The organism is Latilactobacillus sakei, assembly GCA_002953655.1.
Lineage (GTDB): Bacteria > Bacillota > Bacilli > Lactobacillales > Lactobacillaceae > Latilactobacillus > Latilactobacillus sakei_A.
In genome coordinates this window covers 1,471,596-1,495,066 of record CP025839.1, presented here as the reverse complement: position 1 = coordinate 1,495,066, position 23,471 = coordinate 1,471,596, and the positions used below count along the sequence as shown (strand labels likewise).

Below are 23,471 nucleotides of genomic sequence, written 5' to 3'. Positions count from 1 at the left end.
AAAGAGAGGTGAGGACTTGATCGATTGGGCGCGTTATTTACCAGCACAGAAACCAAAATATTTAGCGATTAAAAAAATGGTGATTAACCTGTTAGAGCAGGGGTTATTATCGCCGGGCGAACAATTACCGGCAGAACGGTGGTTAGCAACACAATTGGCGGTGAATCGCTCGACTGTGACGCGAGCATTTGACGAGCTGACGACTGATGGCATATTGGTGCGGCGCGTGGGGAGTGGGACCTTTGTTAGCCAACAAGTCGGTGAACAACAGGTGCAGCATCGTGTTAATTGGCATACGTATTTAACGTCGCAACCTTTTCAAGTCGGGCAAGCCAAGCGCCAAGCACTCCAACACTTGATTGCACAGCAACCCGCCGATTTAATTGATGTTTATTCGAGTGACTTACCAGCTGATTTGATGCCCCAATTTCAATTTCCACCGTTAACGTGGCAAGATTTTAACCGGGCCCAAGAAGCGGAAACGCGACTGGGGTACGCGCCATTGTTAACGGCGATTAATCGGTTAAATCAGGAGAACCAAAAATTAGTGTTACCTGAAGGCCAGCTTTTACTGACAGCGGGTGCGCAACAATCACTCTTTCTAGTGTTACAGGGCTTATTGGTACCGGGGGATGCAGTGGCGGTTGAATCGCCATCCTTTTTCCACGAAGCGACGTTATTTGAAGCAACAGGGATTCGCTCGTTTGGGGCACCTCTTGATACAGAAGGCATTCAATTGGCTGCGTTGGAGCAATTGATTGTAAAGCATCGCATTAAATTAGTGATACTCAATCCCAATTATCAAAATCCAACCGGGCAAGTCATGAGTTTAGAACGACGGCAGGCAGTTATTCGGCTTTGCCAGACTTATCAAGTGCCGATTGTTGAAGATGATGTTTTTGGCTGGTTACGTTTTGAAACGACGCCAGCCTTGCCAACGCTAAAGCAACTTGATCCCGAAAACGTGATTTATATGAGTTCTTTATCAAAGATTATGGGCGCCAGTACCCGAATCGGGTGGGTCGCCGCAACGCCACAAGTCATCGACCAATTGGTCCGTGTGCAGCGGGAAATGGATTTAGTCCCAAGTATTATGTCGCAAGTGATGGCAACCTTGGCAATTCAGGCGCCGCATTTTCAAACACAATTAGTCGCATTGCGCCAACAACTACAGACAAGAGCGCTGCAGACGCAACAAGTTTTGACGCGCGCATTGCCTGACTGGCAGTTCAGTGTGGCGCAAGGTGGCTTTTATATTTGGGGGACCCGAGCAGTTAAACCGTATGCACTAGCGCCGTTTATTGCAGCACATGTGGCATTGGCACCAGGCACGTTATTTGGGGCACACCAGGCCGCATTTCGAATTAATTTTGCGCGGCTCAATGCTTCTCAACTAACGGTATTGGCGCAGCGCTTACAACGACTTTTAAATGAGGAGGGTTAATTAATGACTGAAAAATTCGTACCGGAAATTTATACGCCGCTTAAAACAAGTGTTGTGGGACCACCGGCCATAGCCCGCCAAGTCGGGGGCATCAAAATTTTAGGCCAGAAAATTAAAACGTTAATCTTCACGACTGATGTGGCGATTGTCAATAATACGAATGCGGATGCTGTATTAGCCGTCTATCCGTTTACGCCGCATCCGGCAGTCATGAATGCGATCAGTAATGTGGCGACCATTCCGGTTTTAAACGGGATTGGTGGTGGGCTGACAGCGGGTAGTCGCTCAGCGTACATGGGCTTATTGGCAGAAGCAGCTGGCTCGATGGGGGTGGTGGTTAATGCGCCAACCCCTGTTGAGACGATTAGGATGATTAATAAGGTAGTGGATGTGCCGATCGTTGGGACGGTTGTTTCTGAACGGCAGAACTATGCAGCCCAGATTGAAGCTGGGGTTTCAATTCTTAATGTGAGCGGTGCGGCGAAAACACCCACGATTATTAAAGCGATTCGCCAAAAGTACCCCCAGATTCCAATTATTGCAACCAGTGGTCATGATGAAGACACTATTTTAACCACGATTGAAGCCGGCGCCAATGCGTTGACCTATACGCCACCGACTAATGGGGAGTTGTTTGCTAAGAAAATGGCCGACTATCGTGCAGATTTAGATTAGTTGAAAGTTGACGATTTGCGAATTCCCCCGTATGCTTAAAGGATATTGAAGGAGGTTTTTGAATGATTCGTCAAGCAACAATTGAAGATGCACAAAGTGTCTTACCCATTATTAATATTGTTTTTGAAGAAATGGAGATGCCACTTTTTCAGGAGATACCGCTCGAAAATTTATTTAAGATCTTAGAACAAGCATTTAAAATGCCGGAATACCGATATAGTTACGCTAATACGCTTGTTTATGAAGAAGACGGTGAAATACTAGGGATTGTCGTCGGTTTCCCGGAAGAAAAGGAAGCCCACATTGATGATGCATTAGCACCACTTTTCCCACAAATCGGCTTACCTGAAGAAACACGCTTTTTCACGGATAAAGAAGCCCAACCTGGTGAATGGTATTTAGACACACTAGCTGTGGCTGAACACGCACAAGGCCGTGGTGTTGGGACCGCTCTTTTGAAGGCCTTGCCTGATTACTTGAAACAACGCGGCGAGAAGATGATTAGTCTGAGCGTCGATTTACAAAATCCCGGTGCTAAGAAATTATATGAGCGCATGGGTTTTGTAAAAAAAGGTGAGCTAATGATTGGCGATCACCGTTATGAACATATGGTCAAAGCAATTTAATTTAAAATTTTAGCAAAAGGCTCGGACAAATTTACGTTTGTCCGAGCCTTTTGCTTTAATCATGATATACTAATGGAAAAGCGGTTTAATGCGTTAACTATAGAACGGTAAAATTGGGGGGATCATTTAGAAATGAAGCGAAAAACGATGAGCTGTGCAACGGGCTGTTCAATTGGCTGCCTAACCGTCATGCTGTTATTTGGTGTACTGATTTTAACGATGTGTCATGTACCAAAAGCAAGCTACGGACCATATGTGGCGGCAGGTGATCGCTATTATCGAACCGTGCTGGGGATAACGCCTAAGATAACGCATGATCGAATGTTTGCTGATGAAGCGGGTGGTTTTGACGTAACCGTTAAATTGACGAAAGCGCAACGTAAAAAGGCTTTGACCAGACTATATATGAAATCAATGTCAGGAAATAGTGAGTATTCATTTCGAGGCACTTCGACAACCCCTAATATTGTTGACTTATCAAAACATGAAACAATGCTTTTGGAGAAGTCCAACGAATATTCAGAATTCAATCAACCAGTTTCTGAAATGCTGAGTGGTTTATTAGAGGGAAGTGCCAATAGAACAGAAATAAATGATTTGACCAATGGCGGGGAGATTCGCTTTTACTCAACTGAACTCGCTTTTTGGCGTCGTTTTTTGGAGCATTATCCGTGGCTAAAAACGAGACCATTCAAAGAAAGAATCCAGTGGCTAAGCCGACAGACGAATAGTAGAACTTATTTTTATATTAAAAAATATATTCCGGTAAAAGAGATGTCAACGGGGATGCTCGCTGATTTGATTGAATCCGACGATGAGGGACTATCTGAACCAATGATGCAGAAATATTTACCCATAGACATAATTCGGAATTTTCCAGTGGGTAGTCTGTATGAAATTGAGTTAGAAAACCAGCAGTCTCGTAATTTGTATGAGTCAAATGAAGCATATAAATTAATTCCAAGCCGGTACGAGTATCCGGTATCGTATTGACTACTAAACTAAAAAACGTTATTAGCACGAATGCTAATAACGTTTTTTTAGTTTGGTGACTGAATCTTAATTTTACGATAACAACGGCATAATCACTGTGGTCCATAGCCAGCTAAGTGGCATGACGAGGATCATCGCCGGAATCATATCCGCAATCGGGAACTCTTTAATTTTAACCATGCGGAAACCAGTTGCGAGCATTAAAAAGCCACCACAGGCTTTGAAATCAGCAATCATGCTGGGATTGGTTAATGGGAAGATTAATTTAGCGAGTAAGAAAATAATATAGAAGATAATAAATTGTGGGATAGCAATCGCCGAAACGACGTAGCCTAAGTTGCAAGCAAAAATTGCAGCGGTGAAGAAATCGAGCACTGATTTGGAAATCAGGATGGTGCTATTACCGGTCATACCGGCATCAAGCGTCCCATAGATACCGGTGCCGCCAGCACAAAATAAAACAATGACGGTGACGAGGGCTGAAATAAATTCAGCATCGGTTAAAGTGGTATTACGAACAGGGAATAATTTGGAGATTGGCTTTTCCATTAAAATGGCGCCGCGATCAATCCAGTGACCAAAGTGAACGGCTAAACCAATGCCGGTTCCTAAAACAATGGCGAGGATAACGGCTGGCATATTTTGCATCACGACAATGGCATTGATGCCCATCCCCATTGAACAAACACCGAAGATTAAAGTGATCTCTGTTTTAAATCTAGCGGATAGTTTATCACCCAGTAAACCACCGATAATACCGCCGAATAAGACGGATAATGAATTAATAATGACGCCAGTTGGCATTGTAAAGACCCCTTTAATTTTAAAAATAACATATTCAACTATACCAATTATAAAAAGGAGACGCAAATTTTTATGAATTTAACGTTGGGCAGCAAAAAAGCCACCGCTTTTGACGGTGGCTCATGTACTTAACTAAAGCGAAGTGTGTTAGGGGCTAGTTTACGAATGAAGGCTTTTGGTTGGGTATAAACCCAATGATTCAAAACGGCCGCAATCAGGATACAAGAGACTTGATCAGCCTCTTTGGCAATCGTTAATTTGAAAGTTGGGCCGGCACTGGTCAAGATAACGCTGGTTTGCATAATGGTCTGGGTATGATAGATGATGCGATATTGATTTTGAATTAAATCCCCCATAATTAGCCAATTAAGATTTTTGACATAGACGAATTCGCGCCAAACGCCCCAAATTTTTTGGAGGCTGCCAATTGATTGGCCATCTTGGAATAGTTCAAAACTGGGTGAAAAGCCAAGTGATTTTTGTTTGATTTCACCGAGTAATTCACCTGATAGTTGGTACAGTGAAAAACCATCTTGACGTAAGCCACGATTACCAACGAGTAAGAACAGGGGCCGTTGGTGGTCATCCATAATCGTTGAAACCCCTTTTAAGGCGCTTGCTTGATGCTTAATGTATAAATCAGGCATAACCCATCACTTCTTCTCAGATGCTTGGTTAATATCAATCGCGTGATAAATGGCTTGGGCAACACCATCCTGCGTATTCTTAGCAGTATGATAATTGGCTAAGTCGGTAATTGTTGGGACCGCATTAGCCATTGCCACCCCGATGCCAGCTGCTTCGATCATGGAATAATCATTGAGATTATCACCGATTGCCATTGTTTCAGACATTGGAATTCCTTTTTCTTTGGCATAGGCTGCAAGGGCAATCCCTTTTTGTGCATTGATATGGTTGATTTCGATGTTATTGCTTGAAGAAGAGGTGACAATTAAATCACCGCGTTCTTCACAGAAAACCTTCACGGGTTCTAGATCAGCGAGGCCTTTGGTACTAAAGGCAATAATTTTAACAATTTTGATGGTTGGATCGGCAATAATGCCGGCATAATGATCATCGACATAGTTGATATTCATTAATTCTAGGCGCGCTGCAGCTAGGGCAACGGCAATTTTATAACTGGTATCAGGATTAAGGTCGACTAATAAGTCGGCCACGTTTTGGATCCGATTGACTTGGCTGTCAGAGTAATTACCAGCAGTGGTCATCAATTCAAAGTAGTAACCACTAGCGCGTAATTCATCCGTAACTGCCACGACAGTAGCCGGTTCAATTGGAATGTTGATGACTTCGTTGCCCAATTGATCGAAAACTTGAGCGCCATTCATAGTGATTAAGGCTGGTTTGATACCACCTTCAGCCATTAGTGGCAGTGCTTCGTTGCGACTGCGCCCGGTAGCGACGATGAATTCAATCCCAGCGTCTTGAGCTGCTTTGATGGCGTTGATGTTACCGTCAGAAACCTGCATTTTATCATTTAAAAGGGTACCGTCCATGTCAGATGCGATAAGTGAAATCAAATCAATTCCTCCTGAAAACGTATTTTTAAAGACTTAATTATATCTTAGCATGGGCGGGCACATTCTTCTAGCAACTTGTGTTAAAACAAGATAAACTAATCGGTGAGGTGAAAAAATGAAAACAATTATTCATAATGATTGGCAAACTGTCTTAGCACCAGAATTTGCCAAACCTTATTATGGTCAGTTGCACCAATTCTTGAAACAAGAATACGCAACGACTGTGGTTTATCCGGAAATGCATCATATTTTTCAAGCTTTTGAGTGGACACCATTTGAACAGGTGAAGGTTGTCATATTAGGCCAAGACCCTTATCACGGCCCCCACCAAGCGCACGGGTGCAGTTTTTCAGTATTACCAGGGGTTAAAGTGCCACCGTCATTGAAGAATATCTATAAGGAATTACAAACGGATGTCGGATTTATCCCTGTCAATCATGGCTATTTGAAGGCCTGGGCAGATCAAGGTGTTTTCCTATTGAATACTGTGTTGACTGTCCGAGCTGGTCAAGCTAATTCTCATCGCCAACAAGGTTGGGAACAACTAACTGATGCGGCGATCGCGGCTTTATCAAAACGCGGGCATGTGGTCTTTATTTTATGGGGCAATGCGGCCAAGGCAAAACGGGCCTTAATTGATGAAAGTCAAAATGTGGTGTTAACGGCTGTTCATCCAAGTCCGCTAGCAGCCTATCATGGCTTTTTTGGTTCCAAACCATTTTCACAAACAAATCAGCAGTTAAAACAGTGGGCAATGACGCCCATTAATTGGCAATTACCACAAGACGTTTCTGAACAAAAATAAAACGCTCTCATTATTGACTTGTCGGACGATAAGAAACGTTGTATGATTGTATCAGATTATAAATAAAACGCTTTTATGGAGGTTACTATTTTGGATTTATTTGAAAGTTTGAAAGCAAAAATTACGAGTCATGATTTTAAGATTGTTTTTCCTGAAGGAACAGAACCTAGAATTATTGGTGCAGCAGCCCGTTTGAATGCTGACCGAATTTTAAAACCAATTTTAATCGGGGATGCAGCCGATATTCAAAGCATTGCATCTGCCAAAGGGTTTAATCTTACAGGGATTACAATTATTGATCCTAAAGCGTATCCTCAAGCAGATTTTGACACAATGGTAGCCGCTTTTGTTGAACGTCGTAAAGGCAAAGCAACGACAGAACAAGCCCAAACCATTTTACAAGATCCTAATTATTTTGGCACCATGATGGTTTATCTTGATTTGGCCGATGGGATGGTTTCAGGGGCTGTTCACTCAACTGGTGATACAGTCCGTCCAGCCCTTCAAATTATCAAAACCAAACCTGGCATTCAACGGACAAGTGGCGCGTTCATCATGCAACGTGGCCGCGACAACGAACGTTATTTATTCTCAGACTGTGCCATCAACATCAATCCAAATGCGCAAGAATTAGCAGAAATTGCGGTGGCTTCAGCACGCACCGCTGAATTATTTGATATTGATCCTAAAGTGGCGCTTTTGAGCTTTTCAACAATGGGCTCTGCCCGTGGCGAAGAAGTGACCAAGGTCCAAGAAGCAACCAAGATTGCTCAAGAATTAGCACCTGACTTAGACATTGACGGTGAATTACAATTCGATGCCGCTTATGTCCCAGTGGTTGCTAACCAAAAAGCCCCAGATTCAAAAGTGGCAGGTCAAGCGAACGTCTTTGTTTTCCCAGAATTACAATCAGGGAACATTGGCTACAAGATTGCCCAACGTTTCGGTAACTTCGAAGCAATCGGCCCCATCTTACAAGGCTTAAATAAACCAATCTCAGATTTATCACGTGGGAGCAACGAAGAAGATGTCTACAAGTTAGCCATCATCACAGCAGCCCAAGCACTACAAAATTAAGAGTGACTTTGAAAGTGGTTAGATTCCGAGCATTTGCCTAGTCCAGTGAATAAGCGACTTTAGTCGATTATTTGCGGGACGTAGCAAAGCATAGGAATCTACTTTCAAAGACACGTTTCAATAAGAGTGACTTTGAAAGTGATTCCTAAAGATCAAGATAATTTATCTTGGTCTTTTTTTAATGCGCATTTTGAATACCAATCCTTTCCACCGGTGTTATTTTTCGGTATAATGCAGACAAAGAGTCAATAGAATGAGGCGAATTATGTTAGAATTTCAAACAACGCAACCAGAAGAAACGATTACGATTGCTAAAAAATTAGGGCGTCAATTACAAGCGGGCGATGTTTTACTACTCGATGGCGATTTAGGTGCTGGTAAAACAACTTTCACGAAGGGATTAGCGGAAGGCTTGGATATTAAACGCTATATCAAAAGTCCTACGTTTACCTTGATACGAGAATATCCAGATGGCCGGATTCCGCTTTATCATATGGATGTTTATCGGTTAGAAGAAACTGGTGCCAGTGATCTTGGTTTAGAGGAATACTTTGATGGCGATGGCGTTTCGGTCATCGAATGGAGTCAATTTATTGCTGATGAACTACCCAGTGATTACTTGACGATTCATTTCAATAAAAATGACGATGACGATCAAATGCGGACGCTTGTTTTTGAACCGCACGGTGCGCGCTACACAGCCTTGATTGCGGCTAGTTTTGACAACTAAATCTTTAGTGATTCGGCCTGTGCAGGTGACGGATGCACGGGCTTATTTATGTTTTTTAAAGCAAGTCGTGCAGGAAACGCCGTTCTTACCAGTTGCCACCGAAAATCTAGCAATGTCTGAAGCGTTTTGTGAACTGATGTTGCAGTCAGTTGTTGACAGCGTAAATGATGCCTTATGGGTAGCAGTTGACGGCCCTGTAATTGTGGGCGCTGCTCGTCTAGTGAGCGAACCTGAACCGGGTTTGCAACATATTGGCGAATTGAGTGTTGCTGTTTTAAAAGCGCAGTGGCGCCAAAAAATTGGCACCCAGTTATTAACGGCATTATTACAGGCAATCAGTGCTAGTGGGCAACCACGCCGGATCATGCTAACGGTCCAGGAACGGAATCAACGTGCGATTCAACTTTACCAACAATTGGGTTTTCAAGTCGAAGCCCAGTTAAAAGCGGGCTATTACGATCCGGCAGTCGGCATGCTGCCAGTATTACAAATGGTCCGCTTGATTAATATAGAGTAGGAGATTTTATAGTGGCACAACAACGCATAAAAGGAATTTATTTAGCAATTTTAGGATCGATTTTTTGGGGGATTCAAGGTCCGGTTTCACAATGGTTATTCACAGATACATCGATTGCACCGGAATGGCTGATGGGCGTTAAGATGGGGCTTTCAGGTCTTTTCTTGTTAGGCTATGCCATCGTAAAACAACCTAAGTCCGTGACGGCAGTCTGGCATCAGCCGCGGGATGCGGGGCGTTTGTTGGCCTTTGCCATCTTGGGCTTATCAGCTGTTCAATACGCTTATTTTTTAACGATTCAAGCCAGCAACGCGCCAACCACGACGATTTTGCAGCAATTAGGGACGGTTATGATTATTATCATCAGTTTGGTGATTTATCATAAGCAGCCGAGTCGGTCCGAACTAATCGCCGTTATCGTCGCTTTATTAGGGACTTGGTTATTGGTCACTAAGGGACAATTGACACAATTATCGATTTCCGGGGCCGCTTTAGGACTTGGGTTGTACCTCGGCTTTTCCGGGGCGTTAAACACGTTAATTCCAGGGAAACTATTTCAAAAGTACGATACGTTAGTGATTGTAGCCTGGGCAATGTTGATTGGTGGTGTGTTATTTAATGTAATTCATCCATTCTGGGTGGAGACACCACCGCTGACGATGGCGACCGTTATTAGTGTCTTATTTATTGCCATTTTTGGGACAGCTTTGGCTAATTTATGCTTTTTAGGGAGTTTGAATTACATTACCCCCACAACGGCCGGTTTATTGAATACTTTTGAACCCTTAGCTGCGACAATCGGGACGGTGTTATTTTTAAAAACGAGTTTTAATCATTGGGAAGTCCTCGGCGGCTTGCTCGTTATCAGCACAGTTTTCATCCTTAGTTTTGGAAATCGCCGCGGAATCAGCAAAAAATAAGTTAACGTAATAAAGTAAATGTGGTACAATTATTAGTGGATAAAAAGCTATTTAATCATTAGTGCGATTGCTAATGGTTAAATGTATTAATGACACACCTTAATGTTGATTGAGCTTTAATCCACCATTGCTAATAAAGAGGCTATCAGTAACCATTTCAGTTACCGATAGCCTCTTTTGTTGGTAGGATTAAACCGCTTTGAACTGCACGCTAGCCGATTATTTTTGTGACCTGTTTTAGTGGGTCTGTACCAAATTCTTGTGCTTCTTTAATCAGAATTTTGGCGCATGCGATACTGTCAGCTAGTGCGTTGTGGTGATTTTCGAGTGGAATTTCTAGGTTGGTACATAGCGTATTTAACTTGTGATTTTCAAATTGGGGATAGAGTCGACGACTGGTTGTCAATGTGTCGAGGGCTAAATAGTGGGGTTCTGGGATGTCATAGTGTTGGAGCGTACTACGAAGGACACCAATATCAAAGGTGGCATTGTGCGCCACAACTAGTTTTTGCGGTGTGAAAAAGGGCGCGATGTGTGGCCAAACTTGATTAAACTTAGGTGCTTGGGCGACATCTTCTGCATAAATACCATGAATCTGGCTATTACGCGCACTAAAATAAGTCTCAGGTTTAATGAGGGTATAAAATTGATCGACAATTTGGTCATTACGAACAACTGTCAGTGCGATTGAACAAGCACTGTCGCGTTGCCCATTCGCTGTTTCAAAATCCATTGCAACGAAATTCACTGTTTCTACCTCGCTTTATTTGAAGTTTGCTTATTTTAAGCGAATAAATCTTGTGTGTCAAGTTCCACAGGACAATGATCAGATCCGTAAATTTCCGTATGGATTTTGGCATCTATTAATTTTGGTTGGAGCTCATCAGAAGTGATGAAATAATCAATCCGCCAGCCGGCATTGTTGTCACGTGCATGGAATCGATAGCTCCACCATGAATAAATATCAGTTTGGTCAGGATAGAAGTAACGGAAGGTGTCTGTGAAGCCGGATTGAAGGAGCGTCGTCATTTGGGCCCGTTCTTCATCAGAAAAGCCGGCACTCTTGTGATTAGTTCGATCGTTTTTTAAATCAATTGCTTTGTGGGCCACGTTTAAATCGCCACAGAAAATAACCGGTTTTTGCGTGTTAAGTTGTTGCACATAGGCTCTAAATGCTTCCTCCCAAGTCATGCGGTAATCTAGCCGTTTCAATTGGCTTTGTGAGTTAGGGGTATAGCAAGTGACCAAGAAAAATTGAGGATACTCTAAAGTAATCACACGACCTTCTTGGTCATGTTCGGGTTGATCAATACCATAAGTGACATTGAGTGGTTCATGTTTCGTAAAAATAGCTGTACCAGAATAACCTTTTTTCTCAGCATAATTGAAATATTGATGATAGCCGGGTAAATCAAGTTCAACTTGACCAGCTTGCATTTTTGTTTCTTGTAGACAGAAAAAATCAGCATCTAATTGTTCAAAGATGGTCATAAAATCTTTTTTTAAGACGGCTCGTAAGCCATTAACATTCCAAGAGATAAATTTCATAGCGCTTCGCCTCGTTTCTATCCTATATTTTAACGGTCTATGCATAATTACGCAAAAGAAGTGTTGACTGTTCAATTACGGTCTACTTTGTTAAACTAGAATAAGATTATTTGAGAGGAACGACAGCCGTGTTAAGTCAAATCAACGCATTTTTAGAAGCAAATCAAACGATTAATGTTAAAACTAATGAACCTTTAAGTAAGTATACTTTTACCAAAACCGGTGGTCCAGCTGACTTATTAGCCTTGCCAACGTCAGTTCCTGAAGTGCGCCAATTATTAGTCGCCGCTAAGCAAAATGAATTACCAATTACGGTGATTGGTAACGCTAGTAATTTAATTGTGCGTGATGCTGGGATTAGTGGCTTGGTGATTATCCTGACCGCTATGAAGCAAATCGATGTGCAAGATACAACCGTAGTTGCACAAGCTGGTGCTGGGATTATTCAAACCTCTGAAGCGGCTTACAGTGGCAGTTTAACGGGGTTAGAATTTGCAGCTGGTATTCCTGGAAGCGTTGGGGGTGCGGTCTTCATGAATGCTGGGGCCTACGGTGGTGAAATCAGTGACGTCTTAACTTCTGCCGAAATTTTAACGCAGGATAACGAAATTGAAACGTTAACCAACGCCGAATTAAATTTCAGGTACCGGCATAGTTTGATCCAAGAAAATGGGAGTATTGTTTTGTCAGCCCGCTTTGAAATGGCCAAAGGGGTTGCCCCAACCATCCGTGAAAAAATGGATGAGTTAAACGCATTGCGCGCTGCTAAACAACCGTTGGAATATCCGTCATGCGGGAGTGTTTTTAAACGCCCAGTGGGCCATTTTGTAGGGCCGTTGATTCAAAAAGCAGGCCTTCAAGGCCATCAAATTGGGGGCGCGCAAGTTTCAGAAAAGCACGCAGGCTTTATTGTTAATCGCGGGGGCGCAACTGCTACCGATTATTTAACACTCATTGCGTATATTCAAGAAAAAATTTGGGATAAATTCGAAGTTCGCCTTGAACCGGAAGTGCGGATTATCGGCAAAAAATCAGAATAGTAAAAATGGGGGCCAGTCATTGTACGACCCCTATTTTTGCATGAAAGTGAGGGATTTAGATGGCTATCATTGAAGCTGTTATTTTGTTAGTGATGCTGTTGATTGTCGCTAATATCATCGGTCACTATGTACCACGACTGCCAGTCAGCCTGATTGAAATTGGATTGGGCTTGTTGGTGGCGCTACTTTTTTCAGTTGAGATTCCATTAAAAACAGATTGGTTTATGTTAGTGTTTGTCGCGCCGTTGTTGTTTAACGACGGCCGTCGGTTTCCTAAGCGGGAACTATGGGCGTTGCGAGGACCGATTATTGGGAATGCGATTTTCTTAGTATTTGTCACCACCTTGGTTGGGGGCTTAGCAATTCATTTGCTAGTGCCTAAGATGCCATTGGCAGCGAGTTTTGCGTTAGCTGCTATTTTATCACCAACGGATCCGATGGCAGTTCAGTCGATTTCAGAACAAGCTGACTTACCGCCACGTGTTTTACATTTGGTTAGTGGTGAAAGTTTGATTAACGATGCCAGTGGCTTGATTAGTTTCAAGTATGGGATTGCCGCCGCGGTTACCGGATACTTCTCGCTACAACAAGCTGCGGGCGATTTCTTATATATCAGTATTGTCGGCGCACTGGCCGGGATGGTGTTGATGTATGTCATCCATTTTATTCGGCTCTTTATGTTGCAACAAGGGATTGAAGATGTTGTTTTTCACACCGTCTTACAATTGATTACGCCTTTTGTGATTTATCTAGTCGTTGAAGATTTACTCCATGCTTCCGGCGTGATTGCCGTGGTTGTGGCCGGGATTATTAGTCATGCAAGTCGCAATATCTACTTAGATTATTTACCGGAATTAAAATTGGTGACGGAACAAACATGGTCGATTGGCGTTTATTTATTAAACGGCCTTGTCTTTTTAATCTTAGGGATTGAACTGCCGGTTGCGATGAGAGGGACGGTGCATAGTCCACTGATTAATACGGGAGAAGAAATTCTCTTGGTATTAGCGGTTTGGGGCATTCTAATTCTAATTCGAACCTGTTGGACATTGAGTTACTTGTTGTACACCAATAAATCGAATCCGAAGCCATTAAAAGATAACCTTAAAATTTCAGTTCTTTCAGGGCTTTCAGGTGTGCGGGGCGCCATTACGATGGCCGGGGTGCTTTCTGTACCGACTGTGCTTGCTGATGGATCGCCGTTTCCAGAGCGGGGCTTAATGCTATTTATCGCAGCTGGGGTGATTATCGTTAGTTTAGTAATGGCAATTATCTTCATCCCGTTATTAACTAAGGTGAGAACACCGATTGAATTACGAGGGACTGCCCATGAAGAAGCCAGTGATGAAGCGGCGCTTGTACCAGTTGATGATCAATTATTAAGCGAGTTTGATGCTAAAATTTATATGTACCGAGTTGCAGTTGCTGCAGTTGAAGCACAACGCCATATTGAAAATAATCGAGCGGCCCTAGATTTGATTGCGGAATATCAACTGATGATGCGCCGCCTTGAAAATCAACAAAACGAGCAAACTGAAGGTGATGATTTACCACCGTTAATTGCAGAAGAGTTAATTTTGCGGCAAGTGGCATTTGAGGGCGAACGGCAAAAATTAGAAACGCTACGTTCAGATGGTGAAATCACTGCTAAAACTTACCGTCGAGGTAAACGTAAATTACGGCAAAAACAAATTGCCTTATCGGTGATTGGTAGTAATTTTAGTTGGCGGCACGTTCAATTAATGTTTTACCGGGGAATATCAACTATTAAACGGTTGCTGTTGCGGTTAAAAACAACGCAGAAATCTTCAGCGGCCTTAATTGAATGGCGGACGACTGAACGAGAAATGGCGAAAGCGGGGATCAAGCAATTGTCTTATTTCTTGAAACAACCTGAAAACCGGCAACATCATTATAATCGCCAGGTGATTTATCAAATTATCATTCGTTACCGGAATCAAATCGAAAATATGAAAAATATCGGCCATACGAAGACGGATATTTATGAACAACAACTTCAAAAATTACGAATTAAGGCGCTAACCAGTGAACGACTTGCAATTCAAGAATTATTGGAGCAGCATAAGATTTCATGGGAATTAGCGGACGAGTTGCGCAAGGACATTAACTACGCTGAAAACGCGTTGATCTTAGCGGACACAGATACGGAATAAAAAAGACGTTCAGGCAAAATTAATTTTGTCTGAACGTCTTTTTTATGTTGTTTAAATATGATTTGTCTAAACGTGTTCTATAAGTCATATTCCTGTGGTTAATGCCGAACGACGAATAATTGCTAACGCAATTATCCGCCGCTCTCTGTTAATCCTCAGAATATACCCGACTTATGCTACACTCTTCTTTTTTAAAACAGTCGTCTTCTTCTAAAATAGCGCGTTATAATCGCGATTAAGATTGCCATTAATGCCGAAACAACTGAGATTAGAAGGCCTAGTCTGAAATAAGGAGGCCGGTAAGTTAGTTGGATTTGATGATGGCCAGCTTTTAATGGCACCGCAATGAAGTTCTTGAGTCCTTTGGCTGCCTTCACGGGGTGGTTGTCGACGGTTACTTGCCAGCCAGGCGCATCAGGAATCGTCGTCATCAAGACTTGGTTTTTATGCTTGATCGTGATATCACCGCGGATATTTGTATTTGAAAAATGTTTAATATGCAACGGTGATTGTTTTAATTGCGTGGTAATCTTGCTTAGGGTTTCCAAGTTAAGACTATAGAGATTGATGTTTTGAAGCCAAATCTCATCTTTTGAAAAGGCAATGTCTAACGTTTGCGGTTTCCCGAGGGCCTTGTTAGTTAAGTTAAGCGCAACGGTATCTCTGAAGGTATCGTATTGCGTAATCGGCTGACCGTTTAATGTTAAACGTACAGCGTTCTTTTCGAGACTTGATCCCAGCGTTAAATAGTAGGGATCATTGGTTGTTGGGGTGAAGGTATAAGTCACGTGCGCATCTTTTTTAGAATTGATGCGGAGGAAGGTTTCGTTTAACTTCGGTTTTTGTTTAGTATTTTGGTAAGCAACGGTGTTGAAATATTGAAGGGTGAATAATTGATTACCAAGTGTTGGATTAGCCGTTAGCTTGGTTGCAATGTTGCCCTGTTCAAGAATTGGATAGTCCGCCGTGACCTTATGTTTAAGCACTTTATCAGAAGCCGCAAAACCCAGTGGTAATGCATTATCATTTTGATAAATGGCAATCTGGCCATTTTGCTTGATTTGGCGATAGTCACTTAAATCAGGTTTGTTGGTACTGCGCGGCACGGTTGCTTGAACACTGGTACTGTTGAGGTAATAGCGATAACCTAGTAAAGCATCGGTGAACATTGTTTGGTTAGTATCGGCCACGGAACCGTCACCAGCTGGCTCACCGATACTGCCCATGAATTTGGGATAGCTCGGCTCCAACATCGAATTAAAGTGGGAACCCCCGAAATAATTGGCTTGCATTGGATCATTTTTAGTCCGCATGAACGTTTTACCAATGCGTTGGAACGGCACCTTATTCGGGACAGCGGCGACTGCTGATTGGAGTTGTTCGGTGTAATCAGCGTAATCCTTTTGGGAAACGTAGCTAATTTGATTCAAACTGAGAACTGCATTGGCAGTCATTTCACCACCAGTAACGAGTAATAAAAAGACAGCAGTATAGCGTTTGAAACGAGCTGGTAACATTAAAATCAAACTGACAGCGATTAAAAAGCCAAGGCTAAGGAGTACTTGTCGTTCGGATAATGCTGAAAATGTTTTGACGTGTTTGAAAGTATAAGCAAGCGATGCGGCCAGTAGTAGAAGTGGTGCGAGCAAGCTGTACCACTTGAACTGTGGTTGATAATGCAATCGCTGAATAGCTAAAACGATTAGCCAGAAGCTGATGACATAAGAGAAACGATAAGGATACCAAACTGGGAATTGCATGCCATGCCAGAGTAAATCGAGCGGTTCAAAGCACAGTGATAGACCAAGAAATCCAGTTACCAATAATGCAGCCAAGCGTTCTTTAATCGGAATCTTGCGGGTTAGAAAATAGGCGATAAAACCAATTAAAATCAGACTGCCCACAAAAATATTGGGTTCACCTTTTGGCATTTGATCAAAATTAAAATTCCCAACCACTAATTTAGAGAGAATTTTAAGCGGGTTATACTCAATTTTCCAATGGATCTTTTGAATCGTGTATTGACCCTTACTCTGGGTCAATTGGAAGAAGGTTGGTAATAATAACCAAGCGGCTAATAGCCCAGCTAGAAGTGAACCACCGGCGAATTTGAGGTAGACGAGGCAAGTTTGGCGCCAAGTTTTAAAATGATGGACACTCGCCCAGAAAAAATAGGCAACTACAAATAAACAAACCATGTAACCCATATAATAGTTGATAATTAATAAAGCCGCTAAGCTAAGCGGGTACAACCAAAAACGCTGGCGCTCAAAGAGCTGTTCGATGCCCAAAACGACTAATGGTAGCCAAATCATGGCGTCTAACCACATCACGTTAAATTGGTTGGCGATTGCAAAGCCAGATAGTGCATAGGTCAAACTGAGCGTTGGGAGCCACCAACCATTTAGCAGGCGACTTTTCTTGAGATAGTAGGCAAAACTCAACCCACTAAAACCATATTTGAGCAATACCATCAGCCAAACACCAAAGCTCAACCATTTACCAGGGGTTAATAAGACCAGTAGGTTAAACGGGCTCATTAAATAGTAGGCCCAAACACCCAACATATCGCCGCCGAGCCCTTTGGCAAATGAATAAAAGAAGGTGTCGGGATGCTGGAGTAGTGTCGTTCTAAAATAGGCAAAAAAGTCGATGTACTGCTGTCCTAAATCGACAGTCATAATTGTTTGACCGCCAAACGGAAAGACATGACGACTTAAACCATAAATAAAAATAATGGCAAAAGGTAACAAGAAGCTAAGGCCTAACGCGTAGTGGCGTCGTAAAAAAGTGTATAATCGAGTCACGAGAAACCTCCAATTAATAAAAAAATCTAAAAATTAGTTTGATGAACAGCTTTTAATGCGGAAAAGCTGTAAAATATAACAGTAATGTTAATCCTCTTTAGGATACCATAATCTCACTTAAATTTAGAGATTGGGCATAGCTTGTTATGAATAATTTTGCTAAACTTAACCAATGAAGTATATGCTGTCCATAACAATCTTATTTTATTAAGATTTAAATAAAGAATCGCAAGGCTTTTTCAAAAAGCCTAATAATAAGGAGTAACTGATTGTCCGTGAAAATTATGAAGAAAAAAACCAAGAGAAATCGGGAGAGATCCCATATTCCATTCAGACTTAACTTCCTATTTTTTATCGTTTTTGTATTATTTGCAGCCTTAATTATTCAATTGGGACGCTTGCAAGTCTTAAACGGTGCGAGTTATCAGGCGATGGTCAATAGTACCGATAAAAAAATCGTGACCGGCAATGTCCCCCGTGGGATGGTTTTGGATGCCAAGGGGCGTGTGTTGGTCGGCAACAGTGCTAAATCAGCCATTACGTATACGAAGAATATGAACGTCTTGGCGGATAAAATGTATGCTGAGGCCAATCAGTTAACGAAATATCTAACCATCGATAAGTTAGATACGTTGACAGAACGTGATCAGATTGATTATTACCTCAGCAATCCGAAGAATCTTAAAAAATGGAATGCCCGCTTACCAAAATCTAAAAAAGTAGCGGCCGATGGTTCTAAGATTCCGGATAAGACAGTTTATCAATCAACAATTGATCTTGTTGAAAAGTCATTTACTGGCTTATCAGATAAGCAAAAACAAGCCGCAGCGATTTTTAAAATCATGAGTGGTGCTTATCAACTCTCAACAGTTTACATCAAGAATGACAATGTCACGGATAAAGAAATTGCTGAAATTAGTGAACATTTAACCAGCTTACCTGGGATTAATGTCGGGACCGATTGGGAACGCTCATATCCTAACGGTGATTCAATGCGCAGTATTATCGGGCATGTTTCAACAGAAGAACAAGGGTTGCCAGAAGATGGGATCAACTCGTTACTAGCCCAAGGTTATTCACGAAACGACCGGGTTGGGACTAGTTATTTAGAAAAGCAATACGAAAGTATTTTGCATGGCTCTAAATCACAAACCCAAGTGGAAGTTGGTAATAACAACCAAATTCTCTCAAGTAAAGTGCTCTTCAAAGGCCAAAAAGGGAGTAATTTAAACTTAACCATCGATCAAGCCTACCAGACAAAAGTGGAAGCAGCCTTGAAGAAAATTTACGCCAAAGCAGTCGCTGCTGGCGCAACGACATACTCTGATGGTGCTTATGCGGTTGCAATGAACCCTAAAACAGGGGCGATTTTAGCAATGGCTGGTGAACAAAACGACCGTACTACTAAGCAAGCTAGCGATGATGCACTAGGGGTTATCAATCGTACCTTCGTCATGGGGTCTGCTGTCAAAGGGGCCACAGTGATGGGCGGGATGATGGACGGTGTTATTTCACCAAGTAATAATACCTTGCCCGATACGCCAATTTATTTACCAGGGACTCCAGTTAAGAAATCTGTCTACCCAGTTGGCACCTTTGGGGCATTATCAGCACAATCAGCCTTAGAAGTTTCTTCCAATATTTATATGATGCAACTAGCATTACGTGAAGGGAAAGCGAAGTATGTACCACACCAAGAAATTCAAATTTCACCGGATATCTTTACGAAAATGCGCGGCTACTTTAATCAATTTGGTTTAGGCCAAAAAACGGGTATCGATTTACCAGGCGAAGCAAAAGGGATTGAAGGGCCAACTTTAACGGCTGAGGGTAATACAGCTTCTGGTTCCGCACTGGATTTATCCTACGGTAACTACGATGCCTATACCTTAATTCAATTGGCACAATATATTTCAACAATTGCTAACGGCGGTAACCGGATGAAACCTTATTTGGTGGATTCCATTCAACAAACAGGGACGGATGGAAATCTAGGCAAACTTGAATCTAAGACTAGTCCAACAGTCTTGAATACGATTAATGCACCAAAATCGTACTTTAACGTGGTTAAAGAAGGGATGTACAACGTTGTCAACGGGACTAATGCCTGGGGAACAGCGCATACCTTGAAGGATATCAAACCAACCTTTGGTGCTAAAACCGGGACCGCGCAATCATTTGCACGTGAAGATCCAAATGATTCAACCAGCAAGCAAGTAGAAACCGTCACATCAAGTCTGGTTGGGTTCGCCCCATATAACGATCCACAAGTGGCCATCGCGATTGTTTTCCCTAACTTGACATCCGATGAAGGGCACTACAATACCTTGTTGGCGCGTGAAATGATTACCGATTACTATAAATTAAATAATATTTCAAAATGAAATATTGCGAATTAACCTTTTCAGATACTAGAAAAAATGGTATGATACTAAGAGTCTAAGAATTAAACAGTTTTTTAGAAATTTACTTACAGCTTGGAGGCTATATCAATGCGTGTTCACATTACAATGGAATGTACAGAATGTCACGAACGTAGTTACTTATCAAACAAAAATAAACGTAACAATCCAGATCGCTTGGAATTAAAGAAATATTGCCCACGCGAACGCAAAGTAACTTTACACCGCGAAACTAAATAGTGACGCATAAAAAAAGCCGGGGCGCTTGCCCGGGCTTTTTTTGTTAGGAGGGGTCTTCGTGCAAACTAAGCAACAAGTCCGACAACAAGGTTTGGCAGCTTTAGCGAGTTTGTCCCAACAACCAGCTGACAAACAGCAGCAAGAAGCCATCTTATTGCAAAAATTAATTGATAGTGCGGCTTTTCAATCGGCAACTGTGATAGGACTGACGCTTAATCAACCGATTGAAGTCGCAACACAGCCCATTATCGAAGCCGCACAAGTAGCGGGTAAACGGGTTGTGGTGCCGAGAACCTTACCTAAGCGTCAGATGGCCTTTTATGAGTTGACACCAACAACGGTTCTTGAAAGAAGTGCCTTTGGTGTTCTAGAACCGCAGGCAACTGGCGAGGCAATTGTACCGGATTTAATGATTGTACCGGGGGTTGTCTTTAGTCTTGATGGTTGGCGGGTCGGTTTTGGTGGTGGCTATTACGACCGCTATCTGGCAGCCCATCAGATGACGACCGTTGCGCTCGCTTTAAAGCCACAACAAGTGAAGGTAGCAAATTGGTCAGTTGATCAATTTGATGTTAAACTGAAGCACATTATTACGGCTTAAGAAGGAGAAGAGATGAAAGTAAATCACAACAAAGATTGGCGGGCAATACCATTTGTCGCCTATGCTTTGATTATCATGAATGTCCTTTATTTTGGGTTAATGTTCGTTGCACCAATGCTTTGGGCGCAAGGGATTACTTCAGTACAAGGCTTATTAGCAGGTGGGGTGGTCCCATTTTTAATGGCTTCCATTAACCATATTAGTTTTTTGAGCCTCTTAATGGATTGTGTTATTTTATATTTTGTCGGCAGCCAATTAGAATCTTTAATTGGTCATTGGCGCTTATTGGCAATCTATGTGCTCAGTAGTTTAGCAAGTTTGATCACAAAAGGCCTTTTCCTAGGAACCGGTTCGCAAACGATTACAGCGGGTTTAGCCGTTCTAGGAATTTTTGGTGGTTTTTTAATGCTGGGTGATGCGTTCAAAGATAATCCCGTTTTTGGTCAAATTGCGCGCCAATATTGGTTATTCCTATTTTTGACAGCCGGATTACAATTTGTCGTTAATCGCAATGCAATGTATGGGATGGTTGGCGGTATTTTAGGTGGCTTTTTAAGTAGTATGGCACTTGGCGCACCACGTATCGGAAAAATTAACCCGCTAAACCGTGTGGTTAGTGGGTTAGTTTACGTCATTACCCTTATTTTATTTGTCTACTTGGGTATTAATCGTTAATAAATTTAGGTATAATATGATAGGTGAAGTTGATGAGAACACTTTATGATGTGCAACAACTTTTAAAACAATTTGGTGTTTATGTCCATGTTGGTAAGCGACTTTGGGATATTGAACTAACGAGTATCGAGTTACGTCATGTCTACGATGCTGATTTAATCGATGGCAAAGTGTATCGCGATGCTAAGATGGTGCTAGTACATGAACATCGGTTGGAAGAAAAACAAACATTCAATCATGAATTATTGGAGGAAAAGTTTAAATGACAGACAAGAAGTTAATCGGCGTTGACTTAGGTGGTACAACGGCTAAATTTGCAATTATGACAGTGGATGGCGACATTCAACAACGTTGGAGTATCGATACAGATATTTTGGATGAAGGTAGCCACATTGTGCCCGATATCGTTGAATCGATTAATCATCATTTAGATTTATACAACATGACACCCGAAGATTTCATCGGAATCGGGATGGGAACACCTGGTAGTGTTAACAGTGAAGAAGGTACTGTGATTGGCGCCTTCAATCTAAACTGGAAAGTGACACAATACTTACGTCGTGATATTGAAGCTGGCACCCACATGAAACTAGCAGTTGATAATGATGCCAACGTAGCCGCTTTAGGCGAACGCTGGAAGGGTGCTGGTGAAAACCAACCTGACGTTGCTTTCGTAACACTTGGTACTGGTGTCGGTGGCGGGATCGTTGCTGATGGTCATTTATTACACGGGGTTGCTGGTTCTGCTGGTGAATTAGGTCACGTAACGGTTGAACCACGTGGCTACGAATGTACTTGTGGTAAAAAAGGCTGTTTAGAAACTTATGCTTCAGCAACAGGTGTTGTCCGTGTTGCGCGTGACATGGCTGAAGAATATGCCGGTAATTCACAATTGAAGACAATGTTAGATGATGGTGAAGAAATCAGTTCAAAACTTGTTTTCGACTTAGCTAAAGAATCAGATCCATTGGCTGTCAAAGTCGTTGACCGTGTATCATATTACCTTGGTTTAGCTTTAGCTAACGTTGGTAACATGTTGAATCCAGCCTACATCGTTATTGGTGGCGGTGTTTCTGCTGCTGGTGAATTCTTACGTAAACAAGTTGAAGCTTATTTTGAAGAATTTACCTTCCCAAATGTTAAGCAAACAACTAAAGTACGTTTAGCTAACTTGGGGAACGTTGCCGGTGTTATCGGTGCGGCTTCATTGGCTTTACAATTTAACCAACAATAATCTGTTAAAAAGGAAGTTTTGTAGATGTTTGTAATCGGGACAATTAATCCAATGTTTGTTGTTAATATTATCTTGATCGCTATTTTGCTATGGATAATTGGCGTATGGGTTTATTATAAAATCCAACGTAAGCGCCTAGGCGGCGAATTGACTGAAAAGGCCTTTGAAGAAAACATGCGTAAAGCCCAAATTGTTGATTTGCGTGAACGTAAGGATTTCGACGCTGGCCATATCTTAGGCGCACGGAGCATTCCTTACCCTATGTTGAAACAAAATATGGGTGAATTACGAATGGATTTGCCGGTCTATCTCTATGATACAGGCATTACATTAAGCGTTCGGGCAGCATTAAAACTTCGCAAAGCAGGTTTTACGAACGTTAAATGGCTCCAAAAAGGTTTTAATAACTGGACAGGAAAAACAAAACGTAAAAAGTAGATTAAAAAAAGACCCAAAAGTCGCCAGTGAAGAACGCAGACTTTTGGGTTTTTATATGAAAAAGAGTGCTTTTATCGCTTGGTCAGCTTTTGAGCATTAACCTAGGGTGACGAATTAGCGATGTAATCGCTAGTTTGGCACACGTAGTTAGGCGCAGAAAGCTAGCGATAAAAGCACGTT

24 protein-coding genes are annotated in these 23,471 nt (G+C 42.1%); 18 read left to right on the top strand and 6 right to left on the bottom strand.

The window, feature by feature from the left end; genetic code table 11:
* Positions 1–16: 16 nt before the first annotated feature.
* The 4 genes from C0213_07455 (at position 17) to C0213_07440 (ending at position 3,738) form a co-directional block, all read left to right on the top strand.
* The gene (locus tag C0213_07455; protein AUX12261.1) at positions 17–1,444 is read left to right on the top strand and encodes a PLP-dependent aminotransferase family protein; all 1,428 of its coding nucleotides are present in this window, start codon (positions 17–19) and stop codon (positions 1,442–1,444) included.
* Positions 1,445–1,447: 3 nt separating this feature from the next.
* Entirely contained in the window at positions 1,448–2,119 is a 672-nt protein-coding gene (locus tag C0213_07450) for a hydrolase (GenBank protein AUX12260.1), read from the top strand.
* Positions 2,120–2,181: 62 nt separating this feature from the next.
* Entirely contained in the window at positions 2,182–2,745 is a 564-nt protein-coding gene (locus tag C0213_07445; GenBank protein AUX12259.1) for a GNAT family N-acetyltransferase, read from the top strand.
* A 132-nt stretch (positions 2,746–2,877) separates the two neighbouring features.
* Positions 2,878–3,738 carry a hypothetical protein gene (locus C0213_07440; protein ID AUX12258.1) on the top strand — a complete coding sequence of 287 codons (861 nt, stop codon included), beginning with the start codon at positions 2,878–2,880 and terminating at the stop codon, positions 3,736–3,738.
* Between the two features lie 72 nt (positions 3,739–3,810).
* Here C0213_07440 and C0213_07435 read toward each other — a convergent pair whose 3' ends face one another.
* The 3 genes from C0213_07435 to C0213_07425 all read right to left on the bottom strand — a co-directional run bounded on the left by C0213_07435 (position 3,811) and on the right by C0213_07425 (position 6,083).
* Positions 3,811–4,542 (bottom strand): hypothetical protein, encoded by a 732-nt coding sequence (locus C0213_07435; GenBank protein AUX12257.1) that lies wholly within the window; start codon positions 4,540–4,542, stop codon positions 3,811–3,813.
* Positions 4,543–4,670: 128 nt separating this feature from the next.
* Positions 4,671–5,189 (bottom strand): hypothetical protein, encoded by a 519-nt coding sequence (locus C0213_07430; GenBank protein AUX12256.1) that lies wholly within the window; start codon positions 5,187–5,189, stop codon positions 4,671–4,673.
* 6 nt (positions 5,190–5,195) lie between these two features.
* Positions 5,196–6,083, bottom strand: a complete 888-nt coding sequence (locus C0213_07425; protein ID AUX12255.1) for a Cof-type HAD-IIB family hydrolase — start codon at positions 6,081–6,083, stop codon at positions 5,196–5,198.
* 115 nt (positions 6,084–6,198) lie between these two features.
* Between C0213_07425 and C0213_07420 the strand changes: the two genes are divergently transcribed.
* The 5 genes from C0213_07420 (at position 6,199) to C0213_07400 (ending at position 10,132) form a co-directional block, all read left to right on the top strand.
* Entirely contained in the window at positions 6,199–6,888 is a 690-nt protein-coding gene (locus tag C0213_07420; protein AUX12254.1) for a uracil-DNA glycosylase, read from the top strand.
* 90 nt (positions 6,889–6,978) lie between these two features.
* Complete coding sequence (gene pta / locus C0213_07415; GenBank protein ID AUX12253.1) at positions 6,979–7,965, top strand: phosphate acetyltransferase; 987 nt, start codon at positions 6,979–6,981, stop codon at positions 7,963–7,965.
* 265 nt (positions 7,966–8,230) lie between these two features.
* A complete protein-coding gene (locus tag C0213_07410; protein ID AUX12252.1) occupies positions 8,231–8,695 on the top strand; it encodes a tRNA (adenosine(37)-N6)-threonylcarbamoyltransferase complex ATPase subunit type 1 TsaE in 465 nt (154 codons plus the stop codon).
* A complete protein-coding gene (locus C0213_07405) occupies positions 8,673–9,212 on the top strand; it encodes an N-acetyltransferase (GenBank protein ID AUX12251.1) in 540 nt (179 codons plus the stop codon). The genes C0213_07410 and C0213_07405 overlap by 23 nt, the downstream gene beginning before the upstream one ends.
* An 11-nt stretch (positions 9,213–9,223) precedes the next feature.
* Positions 9,224–10,132, top strand: a complete 909-nt coding sequence (locus C0213_07400; protein ID AUX12250.1) for an EamA family transporter — start codon at positions 9,224–9,226, stop codon at positions 10,130–10,132.
* Between the two features lie 211 nt (positions 10,133–10,343).
* On the opposite strand, the gene C0213_07395 is transcribed toward C0213_07400, so the two are convergent.
* Together C0213_07395 and xth are read right to left on the bottom strand one after the other, a co-directional pair.
* On the bottom strand, positions 10,344–10,880 hold the full coding sequence (locus C0213_07395) for an exonuclease (GenBank protein AUX12249.1): 537 nt from the start codon (positions 10,878–10,880) through the stop codon (positions 10,344–10,346).
* Between the two features lie 35 nt (positions 10,881–10,915).
* Positions 10,916–11,680: an exodeoxyribonuclease III gene (xth, locus tag C0213_07390; GenBank protein ID AUX12248.1), complete on the bottom strand. Its 765-nt coding sequence runs from the start codon at positions 11,678–11,680 to the stop codon at positions 10,916–10,918.
* Positions 11,681–11,808: 128 nt separating this feature from the next.
* On the opposite strand from xth, the gene C0213_07385 reads away from it, so the two are divergent.
* Positions 11,809–12,720, top strand: coding sequence for a UDP-N-acetylenolpyruvoylglucosamine reductase (locus C0213_07385; GenBank protein ID AUX12247.1), 912 nt, complete (start codon positions 11,809–11,811; stop codon positions 12,718–12,720).
* Positions 12,721–12,779: 59 nt separating this feature from the next.
* On the top strand, positions 12,780–14,894 hold the full coding sequence (locus C0213_07380; GenBank protein AUX12246.1) for a sodium:proton antiporter: 2,115 nt from the start codon (positions 12,780–12,782) through the stop codon (positions 14,892–14,894).
* Between the two features lie 191 nt (positions 14,895–15,085).
* Here C0213_07380 and C0213_07375 read toward each other — a convergent pair whose 3' ends face one another.
* Positions 15,086–17,701, bottom strand: a complete 2,616-nt coding sequence (locus C0213_07375; protein ID AUX12245.1) for a hypothetical protein — start codon at positions 17,699–17,701, stop codon at positions 15,086–15,088.
* A gap of 269 nt (positions 17,702–17,970) precedes the next feature.
* Here C0213_07375 and C0213_07370 point away from each other — a divergent pair, with 269 nt between their 5' ends.
* The 7 genes from C0213_07370 (at position 17,971) to C0213_07340 (ending at position 23,291) form a co-directional block, all read left to right on the top strand.
* Positions 17,971–20,085: a cell division protein FtsI gene (locus tag C0213_07370; protein AUX12244.1), complete on the top strand. Its 2,115-nt coding sequence runs from the start codon at positions 17,971–17,973 to the stop codon at positions 20,083–20,085.
* A 108-nt stretch (positions 20,086–20,193) separates the two neighbouring features.
* Positions 20,194–20,343: a 50S ribosomal protein L33 gene (gene rpmG / locus C0213_07365; GenBank protein ID AUX12243.1), complete on the top strand. Its 150-nt coding sequence runs from the start codon at positions 20,194–20,196 to the stop codon at positions 20,341–20,343.
* Between the two features lie 58 nt (positions 20,344–20,401).
* Positions 20,402–20,944, top strand: coding sequence for a 5-formyltetrahydrofolate cyclo-ligase (locus C0213_07360; GenBank protein AUX12242.1), 543 nt, complete (start codon positions 20,402–20,404; stop codon positions 20,942–20,944).
* Between the two features lie 12 nt (positions 20,945–20,956).
* Positions 20,957–21,619 carry a rhomboid family intramembrane serine protease gene (locus C0213_07355; protein ID AUX12241.1) on the top strand — a complete coding sequence of 221 codons (663 nt, stop codon included), beginning with the start codon at positions 20,957–20,959 and terminating at the stop codon, positions 21,617–21,619.
* Positions 21,620–21,651: 32 nt separating this feature from the next.
* Positions 21,652–21,885: a DUF910 domain-containing protein gene (locus C0213_07350; protein AUX12240.1), complete on the top strand. Its 234-nt coding sequence runs from the start codon at positions 21,652–21,654 to the stop codon at positions 21,883–21,885.
* On the top strand, positions 21,882–22,853 hold the full coding sequence (locus C0213_07345) for a glucokinase (GenBank protein AUX12239.1): 972 nt from the start codon (positions 21,882–21,884) through the stop codon (positions 22,851–22,853). The genes C0213_07350 and C0213_07345 overlap by 4 nt, the downstream gene beginning before the upstream one ends.
* Before the next feature lie 42 nt (positions 22,854–22,895).
* Positions 22,896–23,291 (top strand): rhodanese-like domain-containing protein, encoded by a 396-nt coding sequence (locus C0213_07340; GenBank protein AUX12826.1) that lies wholly within the window; start codon positions 22,896–22,898, stop codon positions 23,289–23,291.
* Positions 23,292–23,471 lie beyond the last annotated feature (180 nt).